14 protein-coding genes are annotated in these 17534 nt (G+C 42.3%); 1 reads left to right on the top strand and 13 read right to left on the bottom strand.

Features of this window, described 5'->3' with window-relative positions:
* Window positions 1-7: 7 nt before the first annotated feature.
* From lpdA to C6Y02_RS07825, 5 genes are all read right to left on the bottom strand, one after another.
* A complete protein-coding gene (lpdA, locus tag C6Y02_RS07845) occupies window positions 8-1432 on the bottom strand; it encodes a dihydrolipoyl dehydrogenase (RefSeq protein WP_106031016.1) in 1425 nt (474 codons plus the stop codon).
* Complete coding sequence (gene buk, locus C6Y02_RS07840; RefSeq protein ID WP_060596815.1) at window positions 1422-2543, bottom strand: butyrate kinase; 1122 nt, start codon at window positions 2541-2543, stop codon at window positions 1422-1424. The genes lpdA and buk overlap by 11 nt, the downstream gene beginning before the upstream one ends.
* A gap of 33 nt (window positions 2544-2576) precedes the next feature.
* Entirely contained in the window at window positions 2577-3671 is a 1095-nt protein-coding gene (gene bcd, locus C6Y02_RS07835; protein ID WP_003215658.1) for a branched-chain amino acid dehydrogenase, read from the bottom strand.
* Between the two features lie 25 nt (window positions 3672-3696).
* The gene (yqiS, locus tag C6Y02_RS07830) at window positions 3697-4590 is read right to left on the bottom strand and encodes a phosphate butyryltransferase (RefSeq protein WP_034661238.1); all 894 of its coding nucleotides are present in this window, start codon (window positions 4588-4590) and stop codon (window positions 3697-3699) included.
* Between the two features lie 125 nt (window positions 4591-4715).
* Window positions 4716-6788 (bottom strand): sigma-54 interaction domain-containing protein, encoded by a 2073-nt coding sequence (locus C6Y02_RS07825; RefSeq protein WP_034661239.1) that lies wholly within the window; start codon window positions 6786-6788, stop codon window positions 4716-4718.
* A gap of 149 nt (window positions 6789-6937) precedes the next feature.
* On the opposite strand from C6Y02_RS07825, the gene C6Y02_RS07820 reads away from it, so the two are divergent.
* On the top strand, window positions 6938-7174 hold the full coding sequence (locus C6Y02_RS07820) for a DUF2627 domain-containing protein (RefSeq protein WP_034661240.1): 237 nt from the start codon (window positions 6938-6940) through the stop codon (window positions 7172-7174).
* A gap of 34 nt (window positions 7175-7208) precedes the next feature.
* Here C6Y02_RS07820 and C6Y02_RS07815 read toward each other — a convergent pair whose 3' ends face one another.
* From C6Y02_RS07815 to dxs, 8 genes are all read right to left on the bottom strand, one after another.
* The gene (locus C6Y02_RS07815) at window positions 7209-7946 is read right to left on the bottom strand and encodes a glycerophosphodiester phosphodiesterase (RefSeq protein WP_060596816.1); all 738 of its coding nucleotides are present in this window, start codon (window positions 7944-7946) and stop codon (window positions 7209-7211) included.
* 226 nt (window positions 7947-8172) lie between these two features.
* Window positions 8173-9273: a Rap family tetratricopeptide repeat protein gene (locus C6Y02_RS07810; RefSeq protein ID WP_106031014.1), complete on the bottom strand. Its 1101-nt coding sequence runs from the start codon at window positions 9271-9273 to the stop codon at window positions 8173-8175.
* A 456-nt stretch (window positions 9274-9729) separates the two neighbouring features.
* Window positions 9730-10533, bottom strand: coding sequence for a sporulation transcription factor Spo0A (gene spo0A, locus C6Y02_RS07800; RefSeq protein ID WP_012010520.1), 804 nt, complete (start codon window positions 10531-10533; stop codon window positions 9730-9732).
* Window positions 10534-10818: 285 nt separating this feature from the next.
* Window positions 10819-12096 carry a SpoIVB peptidase gene (gene spoIVB, locus C6Y02_RS07795; RefSeq protein ID WP_034661244.1) on the bottom strand — a complete coding sequence of 426 codons (1278 nt, stop codon included), beginning with the start codon at window positions 12094-12096 and terminating at the stop codon, window positions 10819-10821.
* 198 nt (window positions 12097-12294) lie between these two features.
* Window positions 12295-14028, bottom strand: a complete 1734-nt coding sequence (gene recN / locus C6Y02_RS07790; protein WP_060596818.1) for a DNA repair protein RecN — start codon at window positions 14026-14028, stop codon at window positions 12295-12297.
* A gap of 33 nt (window positions 14029-14061) precedes the next feature.
* Window positions 14062-14511, bottom strand: coding sequence for a transcriptional regulator AhrC/ArgR (ahrC, locus tag C6Y02_RS07785; protein ID WP_024422938.1), 450 nt, complete (start codon window positions 14509-14511; stop codon window positions 14062-14064).
* A 162-nt stretch (window positions 14512-14673) separates the two neighbouring features.
* The gene (locus tag C6Y02_RS07780; RefSeq protein WP_060596819.1) at window positions 14674-15528 is read right to left on the bottom strand and encodes a TlyA family RNA methyltransferase; all 855 of its coding nucleotides are present in this window, start codon (window positions 15526-15528) and stop codon (window positions 14674-14676) included.
* Window positions 15525-17426 (bottom strand): 1-deoxy-D-xylulose-5-phosphate synthase, encoded by a 1902-nt coding sequence (gene dxs / locus C6Y02_RS07775; RefSeq protein ID WP_106031013.1) that lies wholly within the window; start codon window positions 17424-17426, stop codon window positions 15525-15527. Before dxs ends, C6Y02_RS07780 begins: the two co-directional genes overlap by 4 nt.
* Window positions 17427-17534 lie beyond the last annotated feature (108 nt).

The following is a 17534-nucleotide window of genomic DNA, read 5'->3' as shown; positions in this document are numbered from 1 at the left end:
TCCTTGATTAAAAATGGATCGCCTTCCCGTCAACAGCAAGAGCTGCCTCGCCAATCGCCTCTGATAAGGTTGGATGCGGGTGAATCGTTTGCCCCACTTCCCACGGCGTTGCATCAAGTACTTTGGCTAATCCAGCTTCAGATATCATATCTGTGACATGAGGACCAATCATATGAATCCCTAAAATATCATCTGTCTTTTGATCGGCAATGATTTTGACGAATCCATCAGATTCCCCGTACACAAGCGCTTTACCGATCGCCATAAATGGAAATTTCCCCATTTTGACTTCGAAGCCTTGCTCTTTTGCCGCCTGTTCAGTGAGTCCAACACTAGCGGTTTCTGGGTGAGAGTAGACACATTTAGATACGAGCGTTTCATCGAGCGGCTTTGGATCTTTCCCAGCCATATGTTCCACAGCAATCATGCCTTCGTGTGAAGCCACATGTGCCAGCTGAAGCCCGCCAATGACATCTCCAATTGCGTAAATATGCGATTCTTTCGTTTGATAATGTTCATTCACGACAATGCCTTGTTTTTCTGTTTGGATGTCCGTGTTTTCAAGACCAATGCCTTCAATATTTGGTACTCTGCCGACTGAAAGAAGAAGTTTTTCCGCTTCAAACGTCTGAATGTCTCCATCCTTTTCTGCTTGAATCGTCACAAGATTCTCCTGCTTTTTGACGGTATCTGGCAGTACTTTCGCATTTTTCACAAAGGTGATGCCTTTTTTAGATAAAAGCTTTTCCATTTCTTTAGAAATGTCATGATCCTCAGTTGGCAATATGCGATCTGCAAATTCAATCACAGTCACCTTCACACCAAAATCATTGAGCATGGAAGCCCACTCAATTCCGATCACCCCGCCGCCGACAATGAGCATTGACTGCGGAAGCTCTGGCAGTTCAAGTGCATCATCTGATGAAAGAATGTGCGTCCCATCTGCTTCAAGCCCAGGCAGCACCCGCGGTCTTGAACCTGTCGCAATAATGACCTGCTTTGGAATGAGCATTTCATTTTCATCTCCATTTGCCATTTCTACGGAGATGGTTCCTGGCATTGGCGAAAAGATAGATGGACCAAGGATACGGCCAATCCCTTCATAGACATCAATTTTTCCTTGTTTCATTAAGTGTTTGACGCCGCCTGCTAGTTTCTCTACAATCTCTGTTTTTCTTTTCTGCACATTGGCAAATTGCAAGGCAATGCCGTTTGCCTCAACGCCAAAATCAGCAGCACGTTTGACGGTTTGATAGACTTCTGCACTTCTAAGCAGCGCTTTAGACGGAATGCATCCTTTATGCAGACATGTTCCGCCAAGCTTTTCTTTTTCTACAACTGCTGTTTTCAATCCAAGCTGTGAGGCACGGATGGCCGCTACATAGCCGCCTGTGCCTCCACCAAGAATGACGAGGTCATATTCAGTTGCCATGACTTGTCACTCCTTTCTTCATTCGTTGATCATTTGGGTATTCTTTCGGTGATTCTTCTTCTTTTAAAATACGAAGTGCACCTTCTGCTAAGGATTGCAGTTCATTTTCGCCTGGATACACGACAACATCTGAAATCCAGTCAATGTATCCTCTAATACTTGATGTAATTTGTTTGCTGTACGCAAGTCCGCCTGTTAACACAATGACGTCAACTGCTCCTTTTAAGACAGCACTAGCCGCACCGATTTCCTTGGCAATTTGATAGCACATCGCTTCATAAATCAGTGCCGCCCGTTCATCGCCTGCTTCAATCATGCGCTCCACTTTCACAGCATCTGTCGTACCAAGGTAGCCCGCAAGTCCGCCTTCACCAATAATGCGTTTCAGCATTTCCTCTTGGCTATACTCACCAGAAAAGCAAAGATTGACGAGGTCACCTGTTGGCAGGGTCCCCGCTCGCTCCGGGCTGAAAGGTCCTTCGCCATGCAGTCCGTTATTGACATCAATGACTTTTCCTTTTTCATGTACACCAATGGTGATGCCGCCGCCCATATGCGTAATAATCATGTTCAAATCTTCGTAACGCTTCCCAAAGGATGCAGCCGTTTTTCTTGCGACTGCTTTTTGATTTAATGCATGGAAGATGCTTTTTCTTTCAATCGTTGGCAGCCCTGAAATACGAGCAATTGGTTTTAGTTCATCCACCACAACTGGATCGACAATAAAAGCTGGGATGTTCAGGCCAAGTGCAATTTCTCGTGCAATGATACCGCCCAGATTTGATGCATGCTGGCCGGCATATCCTTCTTTCAGGTCTTCCACCATTTGCTCATTGACTTCATATGTGCCTCCTTCGATAGGCCGGAGAAGGCCACCGCGTGCGCACACTGCATCAAACTTTGAGATGTTCATCCCTTGTTCATGCAGCGTTTTCAGGATTGTTTCTTTACGAAATGAAAATTGATCAATGATATGTGGGAATTGCTTTAATTCCTCATCTGTATGTCTGAGTGTCGTTTCAAAAATAGATCGTTCATTGTGAAACACACCGATTTTTGTTGAAGTAGAGCCAGGATTAATTGTGAGAATACGCCATTCTTTTGTCAGCAAAAACAAAACCTCCGTTTCAACTCATTCTTCAAATTAGCGACGACTTAAAATATGTTGACCATTTTGCAGGAATTGGCTTCTTGATTTGCGCATTCTTTCAATTCGCTCCTCTGCCAATCGGTCTGCCGCTTTATAAGTTGGAATGGCATCACGGTTTGAAATTTCAATGACACGTTCAATATTTTGGTAAATACCTTCCACTTTTTTCATCGCACGATCTGCATTATAGCCATAAAGCTCATCAGCAACGTTAATCACGCCGCCTGCATTGATCACATAATCAGGTGCATAGACAATGCCCATTTCATGGATAAGATCGCCGTGATGCGTTTCTCTCAGCTGGTTATTGGCTGCACCTGCGATGACCTTTGCTTTCAACTTAGGAATCGTTACATCGTTAATCGTTGCACCAAGTGCACATGGTGCATAAATATCACATGCTTGATCATAAATATCGTCAGGGTCTACTGCTTTTGCACCAAAGTCTTCTACAGCTCGTTTTACAGAGTCTTTGTTGATATCTGTGACAATCAGCTGTGCGCCTTCTTCGTGCAGGTGTTTACACAAATTGTAGGCCACATTCCCAACACCTTGGACAGCAATTGTTTTTCCTTCTAATGAATCGGTCCCAAATGCAGCTTTGGCAGCAGCTTTCATCCCTTTATATACACCGTAAGCCGTAACAGGAGACGGATTTCCGGAAGAACCAAATGCAGGAGAAATACCTGTCACAAAGTCTGTTTCTTCATGAATAAGATCCATGTCTTCTACCGTTGTACCGACATCCTCCGCTGTGATATAGCGGCCATTCAATCCTTGAATGTAGCGTCCAAACGCACGGAACATTTCTTCATTTTTATCTTTTCTCGGGTCACCGATGATGACTGTTTTCCCGCCGCCAAGATTCAGGCCTGCTGCTGCGTTTTTATAAGTCATCCCTCTTGCTAGACGTAACGCATCTTCGATCGCTGCTTCTTCGTTTTCATACGTCCACATTCTCGTCCCGCCTAGTGCTGGCCCAAGTGTTGTATCATGAATAGCAATAATGGCTTTTAAGCCAGACTGTTCATCCTGACAAAACACAAGCTGCTCATAATCGTATCGTTCCATATATTTAAAAAGTTCCATTGTTTATTCCTCCTATGACTTCCGCTTAATTTGATGTACAGATGGCAAGTGCAATTGAATAAAGCTTACTTTCAGCTGTATCCGACCGGCTTGTTAAGGCAATCGGCGCCTTCGCTCCTGCCACCACAGCTCCCACCTTTGCATGTGCAAAGTAGATGAGAGATTTATAAAGAATGTTCCCTGCTTCAATCGTTGGCACAAGCAAAATATCTGCATGACCGGCGACATCACTCGTAATATTTTTATGAGAAGCTGCCGTTTGAGAAATGGCATTGTCTAAAGCAAGAGGTCCATCAATGAGGCAGCCAGAAATTTGACCTCGCCTATTCATTTGTGCCAGACTTGCCGCTGTCAAAGTTGAATCCATTGCCGGGTTCACGACCTCTACCGCAGATAACACTGCCACCTTTGGCATGTCGTTTCCGACAGCTTGTGCTACTTGAACAGCATTGATCGTGATCTCTTTGAGCATATTTAAATCGGGCGCGATGTTCATCGCAGAATCCGTGACATAAATAAAACGATCAAAGCCCGGCACTTCGAATGCCGCGACATGTGATAGGACACTCGCTGTCCGCAGCCCGTACTCTTTATTCAGTACCGCTTTTAAAAGAACGGCTGTCGGGACATGCCCCTTCATCAATATATCTGCATGCTTCTCACTCACTGCCTGCACGGCAATTTTGGCTGATTCTTCAGGAGAATCCGAATGAATAATATCTATCCAGTCCTCATTGATCTCATGCTGTTTCACCAGCTCCTTCAGGTTGCGTTTGTTCCCAACCAGCAGGAAGCGAGCGACCTTTCGTTCAATTGCCATCTTGATGGCATGAAGCACTTCTTCGTCTTCTGCATGAGCCACAGCAGCAGTTTTATTTTGCAGCTGGGCGGCTTTCATAATCAGATCGTCAAGCTTCATATATGTCCACCTTTCCTTATGCTCGGTTCATGGTTTTCATATGCAAGTTCTGTGCCAGCTTGAAATGCAGCGACATAAGGCATTTCGCATGAAATACATGCAATTTTTTGCAGGTAACATGCATTTTATTGCATGCTATCTTTTGCAAGTTGATATTTATCCATTTTATAGTAAAGGTTTCGAATGCTAATCCCTAACGTTTTCGCTGTTTTCGTGCGGTTGAATTGATGCTTTTCAAGGGTTTGTTTAATCAGCTGCGCTTCAAATGCCTCAACAGCATCCGAAAGTGTCTCTCCCTCAAATTGACTGACAGCCAGTTCCTGCTGCTCTTTTTCTTCCTGCTCTTCTGACTCCATGAAGGAAATATGATCTTCATCGATCCATTCTTCTTGCGGGTTCAAAAAGATCATGGCTCGTCCAAGGACATTTTCCAGTTCTCTTACGTTTCCAGGCCAGCTGTAGGATCGAAGTCTATCGAGCGCCCCTTCCGTTAAGCCGCTCACATTTCGTCCATAGTCTAAATTGATCTTCTGGATGAGACGTTTGCTTAAGGAGTCAATATCTTCAAGGCGCTGCCTTAGCGGCGGAATAGAGATCGGATATCTGTTCATGCGATAATATAAGTCCTCTCTGAACTTTCCTTCCGCCATCGCTTTTTCAATATTGACATTTGTTGCGGTGATCACACGTACATCAACAGGGATGGCTTTTGTTCCGCCTACTCTGACAATTTCTTTCTCCTGCATGACGCGTAATAATTTCGCTTGTGTACTTGGCGTCATTTCACCAATTTCATCCAAAAAAATACTGCCGTGATTTGCCTCTTCAAACAGCCCTTTTTTACCGCCGCGCCTTGCACCAGAAAATGCTCCTTCCTCGTAGCCAAAAAGCTCTGACTCTAAAAGGGTTTCCGATAAGGCCGCACAGTTGACTCTTACAAAGCGATTATATTTCCGGTCACTTTCATTGTGTATAGCGTGCGCGAACAGCTCTTTCCCAGTACCTGATTCTCCCCTGAGTAAGATGGTGGCTGGTGTTTTTGCCCCTAGCTTTGCCTGCTCAAGTGCCACAAGCATTTGCTCACTTTCTCCAATAATGTCTTCAAATGTGTACTTTGCCTCAAGTGTCCGGATGAGCTGTCTTGCTTTATTCAATTCATTGGTGAGTGATTGAATTTCTGATACGTCATGAATGACGCCGACACTGCCTTTTAGAATGCCATCAACGATCACTGGCGCTACGTTGACGATCACATCCTTCTTATTTGGTCCGACTTTCATTCTAACGCCTCGAACCGGCCTTCTCGTTTCAAGCACCTTCAAATGCATGCTTTCGCCTTCAGAAATATCCGCACCTGCTGGTTTGCCCACAACTTCTTTGTCTGTTAACCCCGTCATTTTCGTGTAAGCTCGGTTGATTAAAATTCCTTTCCCCTGCTCATCTACGACGGATATCGCTTCATCCGATGATTGAATAATAGCCTCAAGCATTGTCCGCACTTCTTTGAGGTTTGTGACTTCCTCCGCAAGCTCCACCGCATCTGTAATATCTTTGAAGATCGATAAAGCGCCCAGCATTCTTCCTGCGTCATCAATAATTGGCAAACGCGTTGTGACAATTTGTATTTGCTGATTCAGAAATTGTTTTTGATTAAATTCAGGCTCCCTCGATCTTAAAATATCGGGAAGCTTTGTGTTTGGAATGACTTCACGTATGTGACGGCCAATCGCATCTTTTTGCGAACATCCAACCATTTTGGCAGCCGACCGATTAAATAGGACGACTTCTTCATCCATATTAATAAAAATCATGCCATCGTTCGTTGCATTAAAAATGCGGTCATGTTTATAGGTTTGTTCCTTTAATATTTGAATGAGCTGATGCTTTTCTGACATTAATTCTGATATGACGTATGCCATCGAACTCGGAACAATGACAGCATGCTCTCGTTTTTCTTTCATCAGTTCTTTAAGCACAGCTGAACTGCCCGTTGTTTCAATGATGATATCAATGTCATCTTTTATGTATTCTTTCCAATCCGTTGTCGTATCGATTCCATTCTTTTTCGCTTCTACCATCCCCGGTGCCCCAAGATCAAGGTCGGCGATCGCAACGATTTGAATCATATTTGTTTTCAGCAATGTTTCAAGCAATATTGATCCACCGTGTCCTGCACCGACAATCAAGACTCTCTGCATCCCGTTACCCCTTTATATGAAAAAATTTGCACACCATATTTTTCCGTTGCAAAAAATTGCACAACTCTTATATTACCACGTTTTCCTTTCTTGACAAAATATTTTTTGAATTAGACAATGGAAGTAAATGACGTTTAAGGGGACATTTGATGGGGAGAATACTTGCATTAGTGATTATTTTAATACCTGGCGCGCTTGCTGCACTTGGGATTAAGCTGCTGCGTGACACGGTTTTCGGCATCATCATTGCACCATTTCCATTTTTATGGCTGCAAGGAATTGCAGGGTTGTTATTTTTAGGAGGAGGTCTTTATGTAGTCGCTGGCTTTATTTTATATAGAGACCGCAAACGCAATAAAGTGACCACCCGCTTTAAGCAGAGATAGACATGAAAAAAGACCCGCTTCTGATAGCAGGTCTCTATTTCATTTCTTCTCTTATTTTGACGGCTCTGTCAGGAAAATCAGTGAAAATTCCATCGACACCTAAGGAAAACATGCTTTTCATCTGCTTTTCACTGTTTACCGTAAACGGCCTGATCACTTGCTGAGCGGCACGGAGAGCCGACACGACTTCTTTTGTCACCCCTGCGCCCTTTATATTCGGATGATAACCTCTTGCAGGTACTGTTTTCAAGTACATCTCCGGCTGATGAATCACATCCATTGTGAGAACAGCAAGCTCAACATGCGGCATCAGCTTGTGAAAAAGAGCTAAACTCCCATGATGAAACGATGAGACAAGTACACGATCTTCTATTTGAAAGTGTTCAATTTGCTCCTTTACTTTCTCTTCAATACCAGGATATCGATAAATGGAATTTTTCAGTTCAATATTGATGATGAGTGATGGTTGCTGCGTCACTAACTCCAATACTTCCTCTAAAAGAGGAATGGATACAGCACCAGTTTCTTCATAGAAAGAATGACTCGCATCTCCTGCTTTTAACTCTTCATATGTATGGTCTTTCACTAAGCCCTTCATATTCGTTGTTCTGTTCAGCTTCTCATCGTGAATGACAGCAAGCTTGCCATCTTTCGTCAGCTGAACATCGAGCTCAATTCCGTCAGCTCCAGAATGGAGTGCATGCTCAAAGGCTATCATGGTATTTTCAGGGTAGATTCCTTTAAAACCTCTGTGTGCAAAAATTTTCGTCATAGGTCACCTCTAAGTATGATGCTTCCTTTCATTATGACGTGTCTCTTTTCATTTTTCCAGTTTGAGCACATAAAAAAACCTCTTCTGATTAGTACGAAGAGGCTCACAGGTAAATTCGATCACGTAATCGCTCTGATGGCTTGCTCTGTCGTCTCTGCGTCAAGAGCAAAAAGGGAAGAAACAACTGCGACTGCTGTAACGACGGTTACACCTAACAACAACTTTTTCATAAGATAACCTCCACTTTCTTTTGAAGTATTTGTGCATCGAATTTCTTTTCAAGAAAACGAATGGCATTTTGATAGTCATTTCGTTCCTTGAAGTATTTCGATATTTGTTCAGACAAATCCTCAAGCTCCACATATAATCTATTTTTTTCTATGTAGCCTAATTTTTCAGAGAATACGTCTGCTGCTCCACTATTTTCGCACATCAAATCCAAAATTTCAAATTTTACTATATATTCATTATTTTGGATATCGCAGCTATACTGAATACCCTCTTTAATATATTCCTTCGCCTCTTGATCTCCTAGATGAACCAAGGCATTTGCCAGAACATATAAAGATTGGATGTAATAATGGCTATTGTCACGGTGAATTTGAATGCCCATCCCTTTTTTGGCATATTGTGCGCTTTTTTCATAATCAGGCTTCGCATAATAAAGAACGGCTAAATTGTGATAGCATTTCCCAATCAGCACTTCATTGTTAATGCGTTTACTTTTCTCAAGTGCTTCTTGGTATTTTTCTTCTGCTTCTTCAAATTGAAACAAATCAATACAATTACTTGCATGTAAAATCAAACTGTCAATCGCCTGCGCTGTATACTCTTCATGCGCTTTGAACGTATCGATGGCTTTTTTAATATGATTAATGGATATGAAATTTTGTTTCAGTTCGTAATAGATTGAAGCAACCTTATGGTGAAAAGTTCCTACTTCCAGGTCTTCATTCACACGTTTTAGGCGCTGTTCTGCAATTTTGTAAAAACTGATGGCTTCATCATACTTTTTCACATATGCAGCATATTGGCCTTTGTAAAAGTAAAAATAAAAATTAATAATGTCATCTGCTTTCTCATCGAGCGTTCCGACACTCTTCATAATGTGATTGGCTTTTTCAATATTTCCAAGTAACATTTCATGTCTGCCATTAACAAGCTGATAATAAAGGAGAACTTCACGGTCTTCATCTGTATTTTTTAGCAAATTCTGAATTTTCTCTTTATAGACAGCAGATTTTCCTAGGTCATTCTGAGAAATGACCCTCGTCCACTTGCTAATTTCGTTCGCTACCTCAGCAGAGTGGATTTTCAGCTTTCCCATAACCTCACCCTCTTCTTCTCATTATTATAGCATAGTAAAAGAATGTGAAAATTATTAAATTCGACAATGGGAATATTCAGTTCAAATGGCACAATCTCTAAGAAGCCAGTGACTTTAAAACGCCAACCAATCAGGTCAATAGAAATAGAACTTTCGATCTTATTTGCTTTATTTACCAAATCCATCAGACCTTTTCCTCTCATCCTTTTCCTTACGAATGAGCTTTTTCTTCTTCTATTTGAAGACCAAACAATTGATTGGCGTAGCTGATTACCACTAATTTATGACATACCCATTTCTTTCATGCTTTATTTTTCATTTTATTCCGAAAATAAAGCAAGCCGAGTTTGTCCAAATGAAACAATAAGATGATTGTATCAACACAACCAATTTTTAACAATATTTTTCGAAATAAAAAAACGCCTCTTTGCAGAAACGTTTTTTTAAGAAAATGAACTAGCTAGCTCTATGCTCTAAGCGCAGACGATCAGCCACCATAGCAATAAATTCAGAATTGGTTGGTTTCGCTTTAGACATGCTGACTGTATAACCAAAGAGTGAGGAAATGGAATCGATGTTTCCTCTGCTCCAAGCAACTTCAATCGCATGGCGAATCGCTCGTTCTACCCTGCTGGCAGTCGTGTTAAATTTCTTCGCGATGTCTGGGTACAACACTTTTGTGATGCTTCCGAGAAGCTCAATGTCATTGTACACCATCGAAATCGCTTCTCTTAAGTATAAATATCCTTTAATATGAGCGGGTACGCCAATCTCATGAATAATCGTCGTAATGCTCGCATCTAAGTTTTTACGTTTCGGTTCAGGTTTGTTCCGAAGGACACTGTTTTGGATAGATGAAGATCGATGGGTGACTTGTGTGCCGTTTCCACTGACTTGACGAATATGACCGACTAGGTTTTCCATATCAAATGGCTTTAAGATGAAATAGGATGCGCCCAAATCAACTGCTTTTTTCGTGACATCTTCTTGACCGAACGCCGTTAGCATAATCACACTTGGCTGTTTGGTCATGTCATTGTTTTCACGGAGGCGTTCCAGTACAGCAAGACCGTCTAAATGAGGCATGATAATATCTAAGAGGAGAACGTCGGGCTCTTTATCTTTAAATAATGTCAGACATTCCTGACCATTATACGCCACGCCAAGTACTTCCATATCTTCCTGTCCCTCAATATACTCTGTCAAAAGGCCAACAAGCTCTCGATTGTCATCAGCTACACACACTTTAATTTTCTCCACGTTCTTTCCTCCCCAATGTCGATTCCTTTAGTCTTTTGCATTTCTCTTCTGAGTGTTCAATTCGACAAAACCATGCTATCCCCTTTAAAAAACTTTAATTTTCCGAATAATAGAGCATTATCTAGCTTTTTCTACGTTTTTCTTAACGAATCGACGATTATTGCAATTTGACAACATACTATTTTCCATTTTGTCGAAAAATCTCTTTTTCCTTATTTTATAACATGATGGCAGAGAAAGAAAGGGGAGAAAAAAACTGCCGGGAGATTCGCGGCAGTTTGATGATCAGCTTGCTTTTTTGTTTTTTTGATAAAGATCGATTCCTGCTTCTGACAGCATCCATTCAATGTGTACGCCGTACCCGCTTGTCGGATCATTGACAAATACGTGTGTGACCGCTCCAATGACCTTTCCGTTTTGGATGATGGGGCTTCCGCTCATGCCTTGGACGATACCGCCCGTTTTACTTAAAAGACGTTCATCTGTTATCTTCAATACCATCCCTTTTGTTGCCGGGAATTTCTGCGGTGTCGTGCTGACGATTTTAATATCAAACTTCTCCACTTTATCATGATCCACAACGGTTAAAATTTCTGCTGGACCTTCTTTTACTTCATTTGATAAAGCGACTGGAAGCGGTTTGTCTGATACATGATTTTCAAGCTTTTCGGTTAACGTACCAAAGATACCAAATGGGCTGTTGCGGGAGATATCCCCTATCGTTTTTCGTTCGGAAGAGAATCTCGCCAATTTTTCTCCAGGGTTGCCTCCTGTGCCTTTTTCAATTGATGTCACGGTTGATCTGACAATTTCACCATTGTTGACAACGATTGGTTTTTTTGTATCCATGTCAGAAATCACATGCCCAAGGGCACCATATTTTTTAGAAGATGGTTCAAAGAAGGTCATCGTGCCGATTCCTGCTGCGGAATCTCGAATGTAAAGACCAATTCGATAGGTGCCTTCACTTGCATCTTTTGCGGGTGTTAATGTTGTTTGAAAGGTTTTATGGTCTCTTTTTATGAGTAAACGAAGCGTTTCACCTGTTTTTCCTGCTTTCTGGATAAATGGGGTGAGGTCATTCATTTTCTCCATCTTTTGACCATTGATTTCAATGATCATATCCCCTGATTGAATGCCTGCGGCTTCGCCTGGTGATTTTTTGCCGTCTGCTGTTGTGATTTGATGAAAACCAACAACGAGAACTCCTACAGAGTGGAGCTTGACGCCAATGGATTGTCCTCCAGGAACGACTTTTAATTCAGGGAGAACGTCGACTTTTGTTTTCTTAATAGGAAATCCTTTAAAATCATAAACAATTTCGGCTTTTCCCGCCTTTTGTCCTGTCACTTCAAGCTGATTCTTTTTCTCTGAAAGACTAAAGGCTTGTGAAGAAGCATTGGCTGACGCTTCTATTGATGTGTCAATTGAGTGCTTTTGTTTTTCAAATACAGCAACATTTGTTGGAATGCTGATGTATTCCTTCACTATGCTCATAAACCCTGTACTTATTAAAGAAACAAGGAGAATCACACCAATGGCTTTTCTCATCTTTTCGGGCATTCATTTTTCACTCTCCTCGCTCCTTACCCACACCAGAACACTCATGTTTTGGCTACATCTTTACTTTTGCCTTCTTCGCTAGGATTTATAACCGGCACCTATAGAAAATGATTGGATAAATTGATAAAAGAAAAAGACGATTTCACGGGTATATACAGCGATTTTGACACAATATAAAAAAGGCAGCTGATTTTTCAGCTACCCTGTTGTTTTGACATCATTTGCTTGATGAAGCAATTCTTTTGCGTGCTGTTTTGTCAGCTCAGTGACTTCCACACCCGCAATCATCCTGCCAATTTCACTCACTTTTTCTTCATGACTTAATGGTTTGACGCTTGTCAGTGTTCTGCCGGCTTTAGAGCGTTTAGAAATGAAGAGATGCGTGTCAGCCATTGCTGCTACTTGCGGGAGGTGCGTAATGCAGAGCACTTGTGAGCCAGCCGCCACTTTGTAAATTTTTTCGGCAATCGCCTGTGCCACTCTGCCGCTTACGCCCGTATCCACCTCATCGAAAATAATGGACGTGACTTCTTGTTTGGCTGAGAAAATACTTTTCACGGCGAGCATGACACGTGAAATTTCTCCACCCGAGGCAACTTTTGATAAAGATTTCATCGGTTCGCCAGGATTAGTAGAGATCACAAATTGAGCTTGGTCGATTCCGTTTTTTCCAAGCTGGACGGGCTTTCCATCTAGCAGCGGATTATCCGTGCTGCTAAAAGGCGCATACCGAATGGAAAAGGATGTATCAAACGTTGACTTCTCCATATACAAATCTTTTAGTTCTGTTTGAATTTGCTTCGCTAGTTTTTTCGCCCATTTTTTACGAAGCTCTGAAACGTTAAGTGCTTCAAGCAGGGCATCACGGCTCATTGCATCCAGTTTGTTTTTAAGCGTCTGCAGGTGGCTGTCTCGATTTTGAATTTGATCTATTTCTTCTTCAATCTTCGCCGCATACTCCAAAATTTCCTCAACCGTTGTCCCATATTTTCGTTTTAACTGCTTCATTTCATTCAGCCTAGATTCAATAAAATCAAGACGTGCTGGGTCGAACTCTAATTGATCCAACATGCTTCGCATTTGGAACGTCGAATCCTCTAATAAGTAATAGGAGTTCGACACTTGTTCGGATAGCTTTTTCAGATCGTCGTTGATCTCAGAAACCTGCTCGAGCTCGCTTGATGACATGCCAACCCAATCAAGTCCTCCCTGCTCATTGCGCAAGGCATTATATGCGTTTTGGAGTGAGGAAAAGATTTTTTCGTAGTTGCTGATCTGATGGCGCTCTTCTTGAAGCTTCTCATCTTCTCCCGGCTCTAATTGTGCCGCTTCAATCTCCTCTAGCTGAAATTGCAGTAAATCTAACCGGTGCACCATCTCTTGCTCATTCTCAGAGAGCTGTTTGAGCTTTTGGGCTGTCTTTGTATATTGCTCATATGCTTCTTGATATTGTGACAAAGCAGGTGCAATTTCTTCTGCTCCAAATTGATCGAGCAAATGCAGATGATTTTCATCCTCCATCAATAACTGGTTATCGTGCTGCCCATGTATATCGAGCAAAAGGCGTCCTACCTCGCGTAAAAGTGAGATCGTGACAAGCTTGCCATTGATGCGGCAGATGCTTTTTCCGTTATTGTTAATATCACGGCGAAGAATCATCATTTCATCCGATGCGTCAATTCCCTGCTCTTCGCATAAAGCAAATACAGGGTGATCGGCTGGCACAAGAAAAAGCCCCTCCAACTCTGCCTTTTTTTCACCATAACGAACAAATTCAGACGACCCTCTCCCTCCTACAAGAAGTGAGACTGCGTCAATCATGATGGATTTTCCAGCACCTGTTTCCCCTGTTAGGACTGTGAGTCCTTTTTCAAATGAAACCGTTAACTCTTCAATGATTGCAAAGTTTTTAATGGTTAGTTCTGCTAACACTCATTTGACACCTCTTTTTGTAAACCTGATTCTTTATAGAAGCTCTAAAATTTTGCTCGAAACTGTCTCCGTATCATCTGGTGTGCGGCAAATGATCAAAATGGTATCATCTCCGCAAATGGTTCCCATAATTTCTTCCCAATCTAAATTATCCATTAAAGCCCCAATGGCCTGAGCATTACCGGGCATGGTTTTGAGGACGATTAAATGACTGGCAGCATCCATTTTGATAAATGCATCCATTAAGGATCGCTTCAGTTTAGACAGCGGGTTAAACCGCTGATCCGCAGGAAGACTGTATTTATATGTTCCATTGTTCGTTGGCACTTTCACTAAATGCAATTCTTTAATATCTCTTGAAACGGTCGCTTGTGTGATGTTATATCCATCGGCTTTTAAAATATCGACTAGTTCATCCTGTGTTTCAATCTCTTGGCTCGCAATGATTTCTCTAATCTTAATATGCCTTTGACCTTTATTCATGTTTGACCCCCCTAGGCGTTTGATCTCAGTTTGTCTTTACGTTCTATGTTATATGAACCACTGTTCAAAAAACAAGCATTACGTGAGAAACGATGAATTCTCGTCTTTTGACCATGTAAAAAGGAATAATAGCGAGCTATTATTCCTTTTGTTTCGATGATCTCATGTGTCAGCCGGCTCAGGGCTGTTTTTCTTTTCTTTCAATACCGAATGGGCTTCCTTGACGACCTTTTCAAGCTCTGAAGCCGGAAGTGCCGCATTCTCTTCTTGATCGGAATGAAGCACTAAATGAAGAAGGAACTCAATATTCCCGTCTCCACCAGTAATAGGCGAAAATGATACATCCTTTACATCATAGCCTTCTTTTGCAGCAAACTGATTCATCTCTTCCAGTACACCGAGGTGGACGGACGGATCTCGCACAATGCCTTTTTTCCCAACAAGCTCTCTGCCTGCTTCAAATTGAGGCTTGACGAGTGCAATACAGTCTCCGCCTGGGACAAGAATGTGCTTTAAAGCCGGCAGGATGAGTTTAAGTGAAATAAAAGAGACATCAATTGATGCTACTTCTGGCAACCCTTCAGTAAAATCTGCTGGGACGGAGTGACGGAAATTGGTGCGCTCCATGACGATTACCCTGTCATCCTGCCTTAATTTCCACGCAAGCTGATTGTAGCCAACATCAACAGCATATGATTTGACCGCTCCATTTTGAAGAGCACAATCTGTAAATCCGCCTGTTGATGAACCAATATCGATTAGCAATTTCCCTTCAACGGTTAAGTCGAATTCTTTGAGCGCTTTTTCGAGCTTTAACCCGCCGCGGCTCACATATTTCAGAGGGTTCCCCTTCACAGTGAGCGGAGTATCACGAGCGATTTTCTCTCCTGGTTTATCCAAACGGTTTTCATTTGAGTAAACGATCCCTGCCATGATGGCACGCTTTGCTTTCTCTCTCGTTTCCATTAGTCCTTGTTCGACTAATAAAACGTCAAGTCGTTCTTTCTTTGATGTCATGATCCAATTCCTTTTCTTGGTGCTGCGGGAAGCAGGTCACGTAAAGAGTCAGCAACCTGTGCTTTCGTCAGACCAATTTCTTCAAGCAGGGCATCAACACTTCCATGCTCAATAAATTCATCTGGAATGCCCATACGTTCTACTTTGATATGAGATGCTTTCTTATCGTGTATATATTCTAAGACGCTGCTGCCAAATCCGCCTTGGAGCACAGCTTCTTCAATCGTTAAAATCGGAATACCTTCAGAAAGAATGTCATTTAACATCGCTTCATCAAGAGGCTTAATAAAACGAGCATTGACGACACGAATTGATTTCCCTTCTTTTTGAAGTTCTTCTGCTGCTTGAAGCGCCATTTTAATCGTCGTACCAAATGTTAAAATGACAGCGTCCTTCCCTGGACGAAGAACCTCCCAGGACCCAATCGGAATGGTTTTCAGCTGTTCATCCATTTTCACGCCCAGCCCATTACCGCGCGGGAAACGCATAGCAATAGGACCGTCATCGTACTGAATGGCTGTATTGACCATGTGCTGTCCTTCATTTTCATCTTTTGGCATCATAAGTACCATATTCGGCATATGACGCATAAAGGCAATATCAAACACACCTTGATGGGTTTCTCCATCTGCACCGACAAGTCCCGCACGATCAATGCCAATAAATACGTTGAGGTTCTGACGGCAAATATCGTGCAGCACTTGGTCATAGGCTCTTTGCAGGAACGTTGAATAAATCGCTAAAAATGGCTTCATGTCCTGCGTCGCAAGCCCAGCTGCCATTGTGGCTGCATGCTGTTCGGCAATTCCTACATCAAACATCCGCTCTGGAAATTCCTTCGCAAAGCCTTCAAGCTTTGAACCAACAGGCATCGCAGGCGTGATCGCAACAATCCGCTCATCTTCCCGCGCCAGCTTTCTGACCGTTTCACTGACGAGACCACTCCAAGACGGAGCTGCTGCTGCCGGTTTTACAAAATCACCGGTATCGATTTTGTATGGACCAGTACCGTGCCAAGTCCCGATTTTATCGGATTCTGCCGGTTGATAGCCTTTTCCTTTTTTCGTGATGACATGCAGAAGAACTGGACCTTTTGTTTTCTTTGCATATTCAAGATTTTCAAAAAGATCTTCATACGAATGTCCGTCTACAGGACCTAAGTAAGTAAATCCCATTTCCTCAAAAAACATGCCAGACACAAGTAAATATTTGAGGCTGTCTTTGATACGCTCTGCTGTGGCAGCAAGCTTTCCGCCTACAGCTGGAATGCGCTTGAATAAATATTCGAGCTCGTCCTTTACCCATTGGTATTTGCCTGCTGTACGTAATCTGCCAAGCATTGTATGAATCGCACCAACGTTTGGTGCAATACTCATTTCATTGTCGTTTAATATGACAATCATATCTTTCTTTTCATCACCGATATGATTCAAAGCTTCCAGCGCCATCCCTCCGGTTAGTGCACCGTCTCCGATAATCGGCAGGATATATTCATCTGTCCCTTTAATATCACGCGCTGCTGCCATACCCATCGCACCAGATAACGAGGTTGAACTGTGACCTGTCTCCCAAACGTCATGTTCGCTTTCATTTCGTTTAGGAAAACCGCAAAGCCCTTTATATTGACGAAGTGTATCAAACTCCGACCCTCTTCCCGTTAACAGCTTATGAACGTAAGACTGATGTCCAACATCCCAGAGGAATTTGTCTTTTGGGCTGTCAAATACTTTATGAAGCGCAACAGTCAGTTCAACGACTCCCAGGTTCGGACCAATATGCCCGCCAGAGTTAGCTAAGGACTCAATTAAAAACATGCGAATGTCAGCGCTAAGCTCCTCTAATTCTGCATTTGACATTCCTTTTAGAAACGTTGGATTTTTTATTGATAAAAGATCCAATTAGGATCAACTCGCTTTCAACAAAATTTCTATATACATCTATAATGCCTTATTCCTTTGAAAACCAATAGGGAATAAGAGTTGTCTCATCATAATAAACTGTTTACA

The organism is Bacillus sp. NMCC4, from assembly GCF_002998555.1.
Taxonomy (GTDB): domain Bacteria; phylum Bacillota; class Bacilli; order Bacillales; family Bacillaceae; genus Bacillus.
Note: the sequence above shows the minus strand (reverse complement) of the source record. Positions and strands in the feature narration are given on the sequence as shown.